The following is a 13231-nucleotide window of genomic DNA, read 5'->3' as shown; positions in this document are numbered from 1 at the left end:
GTGACCCCGGGGGGACTACTCCCACTCGATGGTGCCCGGGGGCTTGCTCGTCACGTCGAGCACGACGCGGTTGACGTCCGCGACCTCGTTCGTGATCCGGGTCGAGATCTTCGCCAGGACGTCGTACGGCAGCCGCGACCAGTCGGCCGTCATGGCGTCCTCGCTGGACACCGGACGGAGGACGATCGGGTGGCCGTACGTGCGGCCGTCGCCCTGGACGCCCACGCTGCGCACGTCGGCGAGCAGGACGACCGGGCACTGCCAGATCTCCCGGTCGAGACCGGCGGCGGTCAGCTCCTCGCGGGCGATGGCGTCGGCGGCGCGGAGCAGGTCGAGACGCTCCTTGGTCACCTCGCCGACGATCCGGATGCCGAGGCCGGGGCCGGGGAACGGCTGGCGCTGGACGATCTCGTCGGGCAGGCCGAGTTCCTGTCCGACCATCCGGACCTCGTCCTTGAACAGCTGGCGCAGCGGCTCGACGAGCTGGAACTCCAGGTCCTCGGGGAGACCGCCCACGTTGTGGTGGGACTTGATGTTGGCGGTGCCGGTGCCGCCGCCGGACTCGACGACGTCCGGGTAGAGCGTGCCCTGGACCAGGAACGCGACGTCCTCGCCCTCGGCGGCCTCGGCGATGATCTCCGCCTGGGCCTGCTCGAAGACGCGGATGAACTCGCGCCCGATGATCTTCCGCTTCTCCTCGGGGTCCGAGACACCCTTGAGCGCGGTGAGGAAGCGCTCCTCCGCGTCCACGACCTTGAGCTGGACGCCGGTCGCGGCGACGAAGTCCTTCTCGACCTGCTCGGTCTCGCCCTGGCGCATCAGACCGTGGTCGACGTACACACAGGTGAGCTGGGAGCCGATGGCCTTCTGGACGAGGGCCGCGGCGACCGCGGAGTCCACTCCGCCGGACAGACCGCAGATGGCGCGCTTGGTGCCGACCTGCTCGCGGATGAGGGCGACCTGCTCGTCGATGACGTTGCCGGTGGTCCAGGTCGGGGTGATGCCCGCGCCGCGGTACAGGAAGTGCTCCAGCACCTGCTGGCCGTGCGTGGAGTGCATGACCTCGGGGTGGTACTGGACGCCGTAGAGCTTCTTCTCGTCGTTCTCGAAGGCGGCGACCGGGACGACGTCCGTGGAGGCCGTGACGGTGAAGCCCTCGGGGGCGGCGGAGCAGGCGTCGCCGTGCGACATCCACACCGGCTGCTCGTCCGGGGTGCCCTCGAACAGGGTGGAGCCGGACTTCGAGACGTGCAGCGGCGTACGGCCGTACTCGCGGGCTCCGGAGTTGTCGACCGTGCCACCGAGGGTCGTCGCCATCAGCTGGAAGCCGTAGCACATGCCGAAGACGGGGACGCCCGCCTCGAAGAGCGCGCGGTCCAGGCGCGGGGCGCCCTCCGCGTACACCGACGAGGGACCGCCGGAGAGGATGATCGCGGCCGGGTTCTTGGCGAGCATCTCCTGGACCGGCATGGTGCTCGGCACGATCTCGCTGTAGACCCGGGCCTCACGGACGCGACGGGCGATGAGCTGGGCGTACTGCGCACCGAAGTCGACGACCAGGACGGTGTCGGGGGCGGCGGGGGACGCTTCTGGCACGGTCTGCCTTCCGGCGGTGAGCAAAAGGGTGTGTACGGCCGATTCTACCGGGGGCCGCGGCGGGCCTGGCGCCCGCGGGGTTTCGGGGGCCGCGGCGGGCCCGGCACCCGCGCGGTTTCGGACGCCGGTCTCACCATCCGAACCGTCTTGGCCGGCGCCGCGGCGGGCGTGCATACTGCCGTCATGCTCACGCACACGACCTTCCTGTTTACCTATGGCAACCGGCCCACCGGCTGCCATGGTCGTGCTGCTTGAGCAACTGACAAGCGACTTCCCAGGCGCCCCGGGCCGACAAGGCCCGGGGCGTCTGCCGTTTCCGGGCCGGGTCGCTCCGGGGCACCCCTTCCACCGAGGAGCCCCACCATGGCCGACGTACTCGACAAGACCGGCGCCCGCACCGACGAGGCCGCCGATGTGATCACCGGTGCCCGTGAGCGCATCGACGCCCTGGACGACCGGATCATCGGTCTCGTGCAGGAACGGATGGCCGTATCGGCCGTGATCCAGGAGGCCCGGATCACGTCCGGCGGCCGCCGGGTGAACCTCTCCCGCGAGATGGAGATCCTCGGCCACTACCGGGACGCGCTCGGCAAGCCCGGCACCTCGCTGGCCATGACCCTGCTCGAACTGTGCCGCGGCCGGATCTGAGACCCGCACCCGGCGTACACACGTACGCATTCCCCCTCACCCGTACGGCGCGTATCCGGGGTACCGCGGACTTCGTTTCTTCTGGTGTCCGTGTCAGCCAGGGGCGGGCCCGGAAGAACCACGCGTGGCTTCACTGGAGCGATGAGACGTACGGATCGTGCCGTGCGTCGTGGGACCTCGCTCCAGGTCGTGTGACCGGACGGCAGGGGACAGCAGCCCGGTCACTCAAGAGAACGGTCGGCCCCGGGGACGCCCGGGGCCGTCCGACGGAACCTGTTCAGGCCGTCGTCACGTGCGCGCCCTCGTGCGCCGCAGCGCGGACCGGCGGCCACTCCCGTCGACGGCGGCGCAACCCCCGACGCCGCTTCGAGGCACCGGTGCCGCCCTGACGCCGGTGCTGCCGTGAAGAAGGGCCCCGCGGACACGTGTCCGCGGGGCCCTTCGCCGTGCCCGGAGCGCGGACGCCGGGGCACGGAGACGTCAGTGCGGGAAACCTGCCGCTCCGTCACCCTGCGCGCCCGGACGGACAGTTCCCTTTCCGGGCGTCTCGAACGGACGGACGCGAGCCGTACGCCGATGTGACCCGGCCCACATAAGAATTCCGTGAGATACAGCACAACCATTCCCGGACCCGGCCTGTCTCACCTGCAGAACCAACGGTCACATCCGTGTCCACACGCGGAGGACCATCCCCAAACTCCATATTCGCGCCGCGAGTTCACGGCGCACAGGATCACCGAGGTCTTCATGAAGCTTCGCCGTGCCATGGCCACTGCGGCCGCGACGGCTGTCATAGCACCGCTCGCGTTGCTGTCGGTCGCGCCGGCCGCGTTCGCGGAAGAAAGCCCGTCCCCGAGTGCGAGCGTGTCCGAGTCGGCACCCGAGTCGGCCAAGCCGAGTCAGAGCGAGTCGGCCGGGCCGACCGACCCGGCGTCGGCCTCCGCCTCCGCCTCCGCCTCCGCGTCCTCTTCCGCGTCGGCGCCCGCGCCGAGCACCTCCACGTCGGAGTCGGCGCCCGCGCCGAGCGTCTCCGCATCGGAGTCCGAGCCGGAGGAGTCCCCCGAGCCCGAGCCCTCCGACTGCTCGGAGTCCAAGGTCCAGGTCTCCATCAACGGTCTGCCCGGCAAGATCGCGGCGGGCAGCGGATGGCACAAGTTCTCCCTGGACGTCCTGAACAAATCCGACTCCACCCTGACTGACCTCGGCTTCTTCGCGGGCGCGTCGCCCGACAAGAACGGCGAGGACATGTTCAAGAGCAAGCAGGTCCAGCTCCAGGCGTACAACCCGGACGACAAGGTCTGGGAGGACCTCGACGACGACGGTGACGCGGTCGGCTACGTCGGCTACACCGACGAGCTCAAGCCCGACTACGAGGTCGACTTCCCGCTCCGCATCAACGTGAAGTCCAGCGCCCCGGTCGGCGTCGGCTTCTCCCTCGGCGCCAGCATCTACGGCGACGCCGACTCGGAGTGCGTCGGCTACGGCGAGGTCGCGTACAAGTTCCAGATCGTCGCGGCCGGCACGGACACCGACGGCACCAAGCCGCAGGGTGGTGGCAAGGTTCCGGTCTCGGACAAGCCGGCCGACAAGAGCAACACGCCGCAGGTCGACGGCAGCCTCGCCGAGACGGGCTCCAGCTCCGCGCTGCCGATGATCGGCCTCGCCGGCGGTATCGCCGTCGTCGCCGGTGCCGGTGCGCTGGTCGTCGTCCGTCGCCGCAAGGCCGGCGCGAGCGCGTAACACCACGGCACGGCACGACTGACGCGGTCGTCGGTCACATACGAAGAGAAGGACCTGCGCTCGGAGGGGGGCGCAGGTCCTTCTCTTCGTTGTACGGGTCGGCTGCCGGCTCCCGGCTCTATGGGGCCTGGTCCCAGCCCTGCGGGGCCGGGTCCCGGGCTACGGCTACGGCTACGGTTTCGGCGGCATCGCCGGCATGCCCAGGAACGGCAGCCGCAGCGCGCCGAACGCGTCCGCGGGAACGGCGGGACGCCCCGGCGCCACCGCCTTGAGACGCTCGTACGAGGCTCCCGGCGCCGGACGCGGATCGGCCTCGCCCTTGTTGGGCCAGAACGACATGGCCCGCTCGGCCTGCGCGGTGATGGTGAGCGACGGATTGACGCCGAGGTTCGCGGAGACCGCGGCGCCGTCGACCACGGAGATGCCGGGGTGGCCGTAGAGCCGGTGGTAGGGGTCGATGACGCCCTCCTCGGCACCGGCGCCGATCGGACAGCCGCCGAGGAAGTGGGCGGTCAGCGGGGTGCCCATCAGCTCGCCGACGTTGCTGCCCGGGAAACCGTTGATCTCCTCGGCGAGGACGGAGGCGGCGCGCGAAGCGGCCTCGATCTGCTTGGGGTTGGGCGCGCCGTGTCCCTGACGTGCCGTCAACAGCCCCTTGCCCGCGCCCTTGGGCTTGAGATACGTCGTCAGGGAGTTGTCGAGCGACTGCATCACCAGCCCGATGATGGTGTGCTCGGACCAGCGGCGGTTGGAGAGCGACCGGAGCGTCAGCAGCGGATGCCGGGCCGCGTTGACGAGCCACCCGGCCACCCTCGACGAGCCCTCGGCATAGGGGACTTGGAGGATCGACATGCCGCCCATGGCATTGGAGCCCTTGCCGTAGCGCACGGGTTCGATGTGGGTGTTCTCGTCCGGGTGGATCGAGGACGTGATGGCCACACCCTGGGTGAAGTCGGCCTTGGGTGTCCCGTGCGCCTTGCGGTAGCGGCGGTCGTCGGTCTGGGCGCCCACCAGGGCCTCGGAGTTGGTGCGGGTCAGCTCGCCCAGCCTCTTCGACAGGTACGGCAGCTGACCGCCGGCCTTCATGCGGTGCAGCAGCGTCTGGGTGCCGTAGGTGCCGGCCGCGAGAACGACCCGGCGCGCGGTGAACGTCCGCCCCGGGCCCTTGCGCCGGTTGTCCGTCGGGAGGGTCCGGACGGCGTAACCGCCCCGCGAGTCGTCGGTGACGGACACGACGGTCGTCATGGGATGGACGACGGCACCCGCCTTCTCGGCGAGGTGGAGATAGTTCTCGTTGAGGGTGTTCTTGGCGCCGTGGCGGCAGCCGGTCATGCACTCGCCGCATTCGGTGCAGGCCTTGCGCGAGGGCCCGACGCCCCCGAAATACGGGTCGGCGACCTCCTCGCCGGGCTTCGCACCGGCGGAGCCGTCCGCGTCCTGTCCGTCGCCGAAGAAGACGCCGACCGGCGCCATGTGGAAGGTGTCGCCGACCCCCATGCGCTCCGCGGCGGCCTTGAGGTGGACGTCCGACGGGGTCATGGTCGGGTTGAGCCGCACACCCAGCATGCGCCGGGCCTGGTCGTAGTACGGCTTCAGCTCCTCCTCCCAGTCGGTGATGTCCTTCCACTGCGGGTCCTCGAAGAACGGCTTCGGCGGTACGTAGAGGGTGTTGGCGTAGTTGAGCGAACCGCCGCCCACTCCCGCGCCCGCCAGCACCATCACATTGCCCAGCAGATGGATGCGCTGGATTCCGTACATGCCGAGCCGCGGCGCCCAGAGGTAGTTCCTGATGTCCCAGGAGTTCTTGGGGAGCGTGTCGCGGGTGAAGCGTCGGCCGGCTTCGAGGACACCCACGCGGTACCCCTTCTCCGTCAGCCGCAGGGCGGTGACGGAGCCGCCGAAGCCGGAGCCGACGACGACGACGTCGTAGTCGTACGTTCCCTCGTCCGGCTGTTCCTGGACAGAGCTCTCCTGTGACACGTGCCGCTCTCCTCGTCGAGACCGTTTGAGAACTGTTTGAGAACCGTGGACCGTTGGCGAGGACCCGCGAAGGGCGCCGGCCCCTACCGCAGGCGGATCGCCTTCATGACCTTCAGGCTCCGGCTCATGAACGCCGCGTACTTCTCGTCGTCCATGCCCAGGGACGGCGCCATCGGCAGCAGTCTCTGGTGGGCGACGGTCTGCGCCTCGGTGTACTTGAGGATGCCCTCGGAGCCGTGCCGGCGGCCGAGGCCGGAGTCCTTCATGCCACCCATGGGCGACTGGACGCTGCCGTACGCGGGCGCGTACCCCTCGTTGACGTTCACCGTGCCGGTCCGCAGCCGGGCCGCGATCGCGCGACCGCGCCGGCCGTCCTTCGTCCAGACGGAGGAGTTGAGGCCGTACGAGGTGGAGTTGGCGCGCTCGACGACCTCGTCCTCGGTCGTGAACCGGTAGATGGAGACGACGGGACCGAACGTCTCCTCGGCGCAGACGGCCATCGGGGCCTCGACCCCGTCGAGGATGGTGGGCTCGTAGAAGTACGGGCCGATGTCGGGCCGGGCGACACCGCCCGCGACGACCCTGGCCCCCTTGGCGACGGCTTCCTCGACGTGCCGCGTCACGGTCTCCAGCTGCCGCTCCCCGACCAGGGATCCCATGTCCGCCCCGTACGCGAGGGACGTGCCGAGCCGTATCGCCCTGGTCCGGGCGGCGAACCGCTCGGTGAACGCGTCGGCTATGGACTCGTGGACGTACAACCGCTCGATGGAGATGCAGAGTTGGCCGGCGGAGGAGAAGCAGGCGCGGACGGCGCCGGCGGCGGCCTTGTCGAGGTCGGCGTCCTCCAGGACCACCATGGCGTTCTTGCCGCCGAGTTCGAGGGAGACGCCGACGAGACGGGCGGCCGCGCCCTGCGCGACCTCGCGGCCGGTCCGGGTCGACCCCGTGAAGGAGACGTAGTCGGCGTGCCTGACCACCTCGGGTCCGACGACCGGCCCGTCACCGATGACGACCTGGAAGATCTCGGCGGGCAGCCCGGCCTCGACGAGCAGGTCACGCGCCCACAGGGCGGTGAGGCAGGTCTCGGTGTCGGGCTTCATGACGACCGCGTTGCCCGCGACGAAGGCCGGCAGCGCGTCGCCGACCGACAGCTCCAGCGGGTAGTTCCAGGGCGCGATCTGCCCGACGACACCACGCGGGTGACGCAGCTCGGTGACCTTGGTGAGGGTGGGCATCGCGCCCGCGTGGCGCTTGGGGCGCAGATAGGAAGGCGCCTTGAGTCCGTAGTGCCGCGCCGCGACCAGGACGGCCTGGACCTCTTCGTGGGCGTGCAGCCGGGCCTTGCCGGTCTCCAGCTGGATGAGGTCCAGGACCTCGGCCTGCCGGGCGAGCACGAGGTCGTGGAAGCGGAGCAGAACGGCGGCGCGCCGCCGTACCGGAGTGGCCGCCCACGCGCCCTGTGCGGCACGGGCCCGCTCGAAGGCCTTCTCGACGTCCTCGGGGGTGGACTCGGGCACGTCGGCGAGCTTCTCGCCGGTGAACGGCGTGTGGTTGGCGGTCCGCCCCGAACCGGTCACGCCCTTGGTGAGCTGCGCGACGAGCTCGGGGGTGACGACATCGGCGGCGGTACGCGCGCCGGCCGGGGCGGGGGCGAGGGGGTTGGTGCCGAGGGCGGCGGTCGCGTCGGCCGCGCCGGCCGTCGCGTCGGTACCGGCCGTCTCATCGGCGCCGGTGCTGTCCGTGGCCTGCTCCGCGGCCTGCGAGTCCGTCATGAGCCGCAGAGTATGCCTACGCGCCCCCTTTGGGTACCCGTCGGTAATGGCCTTTCACGGAGTGCTCACACACTGCCAGTGATCACTGGCAGTAAATGCGCTGATCAGGGGGTTGTCCGTCCGACGATCACCAGCGGATCGGTTCTCACGGTTTGTCGATGTCCAGGTTCGCGATCGCCGCGTCGGCGACCTCACGGCCCCGCGCGGTGAAGTCTCCCTTGCCCGGATAGCTGATCGTGAGCTTGTACATGTCGCCCGCCTTCGACTTGTAGTAGAAGAGCCTGAGTTCGCGAGGGCGGGGGTTCTGGGTGTCGGTGCTCGTGTAGACCACCGTGTTCTCGGCGGACTCCCTGTCGTGGTACGTCGCCTTGGCGTCCGGGGTCGTCCTCGGGCCCGCGGGCATACTCAGGTAGTACGAGCCGCTCGCCTTGAACCCATCGTCTTCCGCGTACATTTCGGCCCGCGCCGAGTCCTTGATCTTCTTGTTGGCGTCTTCGGACTTCCTGTAGAGGTGCAGCTCGATCCAGATGCTCCCGCTCCAGTCGGTGTACCCGACCCAGTGCTCCTTGTCCGACGTCCGGTCCGGTGTCCCCTCCTGGTACTCGGCGGGCACCGCCAGCGTCGCGGCGACGTCGGCCACGTGCCGCTTGCGCCAGCCGTCCGGCAGCGGACCGGCGAACGGGTCCGCGATCACCACGTACGCCGTCGACGCGGCCGCGACGACCACGGCGGCGACCGCTGCCACGAGGCCGATCAGGGCCTTGCGGCCGATACGGATGCCCCCGCCACCGGGCACCGGGGTTCCGTCCGGGCCCGCGACGCCCTCCATCCGCGTGACCTGTGTCGGCGCGGGGGCGGGTGGCCGTACGGCCTCCTCCAGGAGGCGCCGGACCTCGGCCGCCGGTGGACGGTGGGACGGTTCCTTGGCGAGCAGCCCGTTGATCGCCTCCGCGAGCGGGGCACCCGCGGAGGCGGGCGCGGCCGGTGTCGCGTTGAGGACCGACTGGAGCGTGGCGGGCGTGTTGCTGCGCCGGAACGGTGAGACGCCCTCGGTGGCGGCGTAGAGCACCACGCCGAGCGACCAGAGGTCGGAGGCGGGACCGGGGCGTACTCCCAGCACCCGCTCCGGGGCGATGTACTCGGGCGAGCCGACGAAGCCGCCGGTGTCCGTCAGGTTCGTGTCGCCCTCGATCCGGGCGATGCCGAAGTCGGTGAGCACGACGCGGTCGTGCGGCCCGAGGAGCACGTTGTCGGGCTTGACGTCTCGGTGCAGGACGCCCGCCGCGTGCGCCGCCTCCAGGGCACCGAGGACCTCCAGGCCGATGCGCGCGGCCTCGCGGCTGCCGAGGGTGCCCTCCCTGAGTGCGTCGCCGAGCGAGCGGCCCCGCACCAGTTCCATGACGATCCAGGGCTGCCCGTCCACGACGGCGACGTCGTGGACGTTCACCACGGCGGGATGGTCGAGCCGCGCCGCCGCGCGTGCCTCGCGCCGCATCCGCTCGTAGGCGTTGGCCCGTTCACGCTCGGGAAGATGGTCCGGGACACGCGGTTCCTTGACGGCGACCTCGCGGTCCACGGTCTCGTCCATGGCCCGCCACACCGTGCCCATGCCGCCGTGCCCCAGCTTGGCGAGCAGGCGGTAGCGCCCGGCGACGAGCCGGCCCGCCCCCGGTTCGCCCGAGGGCGCCGGCGCCGAGGACCCCGCCCGGTCCGGGACGGTGATGTCGGGCGTGGCATAAGGATTGCCCGGGAAGGGCACGGCGACCGGAACCTCCGGCTGCCGGCCGGGCCCCACGCCCCCCGGGTGCCGGACGTGCCCCTGGCCCTCCGTCGGCTGCCCCGGCACCGCGGCCCCCGGCTGCCGCTCCCGCGTCACAGGTCTCGGTGGTCGCAGACTGAAACTCGTCGGCTCGTCGCCCCCGCGAGGGACTCCCCCGTTGTCGCTCATGTGTCCATCTGTATCGCGGCGGGCGCCACGTCATCCAGCCTCTGCGCCCACCGGTCACAGACCCGTGACGCGGGCATCCCTTATCTCCCGTTTACGGAATCGCTCCGTCACGAGACCGCGAAGGTGTCCACCGCCACGTCGAAGTACTCCTTGGCCTGCGTCACCCGGCTCACCGGCGCGGAGACCCAGACGTCGTACATCCGGCCACCCTCCTCCCAGCACAGGTCGTAGGTGTGCCGTGGCCCCTCCGCAGCGGTGAAGCCGTCCCAGGTGAACTCCCACAGGGCGGCGGTGTGTCCTTCGTGCACCGTCCGCGCGACCCTGCCGTCGCGGTAGCCGGGATTGCTGGAGGGCCCGTCGGCGTCCGCCCGCCGCATCACGCCCAGCGGACCCCCGGTCACCGGATCGGTCACCTTGATGCCGATGCGGAAGACGTCCCCCGATGACATGTAGAAGATCCGCTCGCCCTGCGGATCGCGCGTGAAGCCGTCGGGCACGGCGAGCGAGAAGCCGTTCGGATCCGCCGCGACGCGGTAGCCCGAGGGCGCCGTGCGGGCGGTGGCGGACGGAGTGCGGTGGCTGGTCACCGTGACGGTGGGGCCGGCGCCACGGGTCGGGGCCGACGGTGTGCCGGACGCCGGGGACGAGGTGGAGGAGGTGCTCGGTGCCCGGGGCGTGCCCGGCGCACTCGACGAGGCCGGCCTGCCGTCTCCGCCGCCGCCCATCAGCAGCGCGGCCGCGGACACCCCCGCGCCGGCCATCGCGGCGACCAGCGCCGCGGCGACGAGGAGGCTGCGCGTGGACTGCCGGGGCGGGGTGTCGGTCACGGTGGTGGCGGAGGTCCCCGACGCCTCGGGCGCGGATCTGCGCAGGGACACATGGGGTACGTCCCGCCGCGTCGGCGTGTACGGGACCAGCAGCCGCGGCGTACGGCCGGTGTCCCGGAAGGCGCGCAGCATCCGCTCCGCCTCCGCCGCGTCGAGCCGCCGCTCCGGGTCGCGCTCCAGCAGCCCGCGTACGACGGGCAGCAGCGGCGCGGCCTGGGCCGGCGGACGGATCTCGTCGACGACGACCGCGTGCAGAATGCCGCCGAGCGAGTCGCGCCGGAAGGGTGACGCCCCGCTCAGCACCGTGCACAGCAGCGCGCCGAGCGACCACAGGTCGGACTCGGGGCCGGTCCGTGCCCCGGCCATCCGTTCGGGCGCGGTGTACTCGGGCGAGCCGACGAACGCGCCGGTCTCCGTGAGCGTCGTCGCGCCCGCGACCTGGGCGATCCCGAAGTCGGTGAGCACGATGCGGTCGGTGCCCGCCTCGACGAGGACGTTGGCGGGCTTGAGGTCGCGGTGCAGGACGCCCGCCTCGTGCGCGCGGCGCAGCGCTCCGAGCAGGTCGATGCCGATGCGGGCGGCCTCGCGCGCATCGACCGGCCCGTTCGCGGAGATCCGTTCGGCGAGCGAGCCGCCGTCGATCAACTCCATGACGATGTACGGGCGTTCGTCGTCCTCGACGACATCGTGGACGACGATGATGTGCGGGTGGTGGAGCTGGGCGACGGCCCGTGCCTCGCGCAGGGTGCGGTCGCGCTGGAGCCGGGACTCCTCCGCCGAGAGCGAGTCGTCGAGGGCCAGCTCCTTCACCGCGACCCGGCGGCCGAGCAGTTGGTCGGTGGCACGCCAGACGACGCCCATGCCGCCCCGGCCGATCCTGGCATCCAGCCGGTAACGGCCCGCGATCACGCGGACGTTCTCCCCCTCGGTCCCCATGGGTCTCATCATGCCCCACCGGACGGACCCCCTCCGTGGCGGCGACCGGCCAAGTGTGCCGCCGCCCCAGGACGTCCGGCGGCACACTCCAGGGAGCTCAAGCCCGGATCAGCCTTCCTGGAAGCTCCGCAGGATCGTGTCGAACTGCTTTTTGGTGGCGGTCCATTCGGCGGCCGGCGAGGACTCGTAGACGGCGTACTCGGTGCCGTCGCTCTTCATGTACCCGACGTCGATCGCGCGGTAGGGCCCCGGGAAGTAGTGCGGCGCGTCCTTGGCCAGGGCGTCCCACGTGTACTCCCAGCGGGCACCCGGATGGTCCCGGAACAGCTCCTCCTTGAGGAGCAGTTGCCTGTAGTCCCGCAACCGCTCCGAGAGGTTCTCGTCCAGGGCGCTCATGTGGTCGTACGAGGTGCTGAAGTCCGGCGCGGTGTCGACGGCGACCCGTACGAGGTGCTTGCCCTTGTCGGGTGAGTAGTCGACCTGCCGGAGGCCGTCCTGGTCGATGGAGACGGACGACTTCCACCCCTTGGGCAGGGAGATGCTGAAGCCCGCCTCGTTGTGCCGCTCCCAACCGGCGGCAACCGCCCCCTGACCGCTCGTGCCGGTCGGCTTGTCGCTCGGCTTGGCGTCGGCGCTCCGGGTCGACGACGCGGAGGCTGAGCCGCCGGGGCTGCCGCCCGGGCCGAAGTGCTGCAGCGTGACCGCGACACCCCCGCCGACGAGCGCCGCGAAGGCGACGACCAGGGCGAACGTACGCAGGCGATGCCGCTTCGACGGCGCGGGCGCGGGCACGGGCTCGATCGTCACCGGCGGATACGGCGTGGTGGGGGCCGTCTGCGCGCGGGTACCGGTACCGGTGCCGGTGCCGGTGCCGGTACCCGTCTCCGTGAAGTCGTACGACGTCTGTCTTGTCGGCACGTACGCCTGTGCCGTCCTCGGCCGGCGGCCCTCCGCGGCCTCGGCGAGCATCTCCTCGGCCTCCTGCGGGCCGGGACGGCCCGCGGGGTCCTTGCGGAGCAGCGCGGTGATGACGGGCTCCACCACGCCGGCGTACTGCGGAGGCGTGAGCTCCTCGTCCACCACGGCCTGCATCGTCGACAGCGGCGACGTGCGGCGGAACGGCGACCGGCCCTCCACCGCGGTGTACAGCATGGCCCCGAGGGCCCAGAGGTCGGAGGCCGGACCGGGGTCGTGGCCGCGCACCCGCTCGGGCGCGAGGTAGTCGACGGAGCCGACGATCTCGCCGGTGCGCGTGATCGTCGTATCGCCCTCGACCTGCGCGATCCCGAAGTCGGTGAGCAGGACACGGCGGTCGGGCGAGAGCAGGACGTTGCCCGGCTTCACGTCCCGGTGCAGCACACCGGCGGCGTGCGCAGCGCGCAGCGCGCGCAGCACCCACAGCCCGATCCGTGCGGCCTCGGCCGGTTCGAGGCGCCCCTGCTCCTTGACCTCGTCGGCCAGCGAGTTGCCCTCCACCAGCTCCATGACGATCCACGGCCGGTTGTCGTGTTCCAGCACGTCATGGATGGTGACGACGGCCGAGTGGTTGATCCGGGCGGCGGCCCGCGCCTCGGCGTGGGTCCGGGCGAGCAGCCGGGCCCGCTCGCTCTCGGCGACGTACAGCGCGGCTGTCAGCTCCTTGACCGCGACGGCGCGGTGCAGCACCTCATCGTGGGCACGCCAAACCCGGCCCATGCCACCGCTGCCGATGGATTCGACAAGCCGGTAGCGGCCCGCGAGGAGCAGGCCCTGCATCTGATTCACGTTTCCCCGCAATGGTCTTG

Annotated in this window: 8 protein-coding genes; 2 read left to right on the top strand and 6 right to left on the bottom strand. The window is 71.3% G+C overall.

The window, feature by feature from the left end; translation table 11 throughout:
• Positions 1–15 precede the first annotated feature (15 nt).
• Positions 16–1596, bottom strand: coding sequence for a glutamine-hydrolyzing GMP synthase (guaA, locus tag OG410_RS25430; RefSeq protein WP_329301277.1), 1581 nt, complete (start codon positions 1594–1596; stop codon positions 16–18).
• Between the two features lie 363 nt (positions 1597–1959).
• Between guaA and OG410_RS25425 the strand changes: the two genes are divergently transcribed.
• Positions 1960–2244, top strand: a complete 285-nt coding sequence (locus OG410_RS25425; protein WP_329301276.1) for a chorismate mutase — start codon at positions 1960–1962, stop codon at positions 2242–2244.
• 747 nt (positions 2245–2991) lie between these two features.
• Complete coding sequence (locus OG410_RS25420) at positions 2992–3984, top strand: LAETG motif-containing sortase-dependent surface protein (protein WP_329301275.1); 993 nt, start codon at positions 2992–2994, stop codon at positions 3982–3984.
• Positions 3985–4155: 171 nt separating this feature from the next.
• Here the strand turns inward: OG410_RS25420 and OG410_RS25415 are convergent, their stop codons facing one another.
• The 5 genes from OG410_RS25415 to OG410_RS25395 form a co-directional block, all read right to left on the bottom strand.
• The gene (locus OG410_RS25415; protein WP_329301274.1) at positions 4156–5964 is read right to left on the bottom strand and encodes a GMC family oxidoreductase; all 1809 of its coding nucleotides are present in this window, start codon (positions 5962–5964) and stop codon (positions 4156–4158) included.
• 83 nt (positions 5965–6047) lie between these two features.
• Complete coding sequence (locus OG410_RS25410; RefSeq protein WP_329301273.1) at positions 6048–7736, bottom strand: succinic semialdehyde dehydrogenase; 1689 nt, start codon at positions 7734–7736, stop codon at positions 6048–6050.
• 145 nt (positions 7737–7881) lie between these two features.
• Positions 7882–9684 carry a serine/threonine-protein kinase gene (locus OG410_RS25405; RefSeq protein WP_329301272.1) on the bottom strand — a complete coding sequence of 601 codons (1803 nt, stop codon included), beginning with the start codon at positions 9682–9684 and terminating at the stop codon, positions 7882–7884.
• Between the two features lie 107 nt (positions 9685–9791).
• On the bottom strand, positions 9792–11447 hold the full coding sequence (locus OG410_RS25400; RefSeq protein WP_329301271.1) for a serine/threonine-protein kinase: 1656 nt from the start codon (positions 11445–11447) through the stop codon (positions 9792–9794).
• A gap of 108 nt (positions 11448–11555) precedes the next feature.
• Complete coding sequence (locus OG410_RS25395; RefSeq protein WP_329304234.1) at positions 11556–13202, bottom strand: serine/threonine-protein kinase; 1647 nt, start codon at positions 13200–13202, stop codon at positions 11556–11558.
• Positions 13203–13231 lie beyond the last annotated feature (29 nt).

Source organism: Streptomyces sp. NBC_00659, assembly GCF_036226925.1.
In the GTDB taxonomy this organism is placed as follows: Bacteria; Actinomycetota; Actinomycetes; order Streptomycetales; family Streptomycetaceae; genus Streptomyces.
Note: the sequence above shows the minus strand (reverse complement) of the source record. Positions and strands in the feature narration are given on the sequence as shown.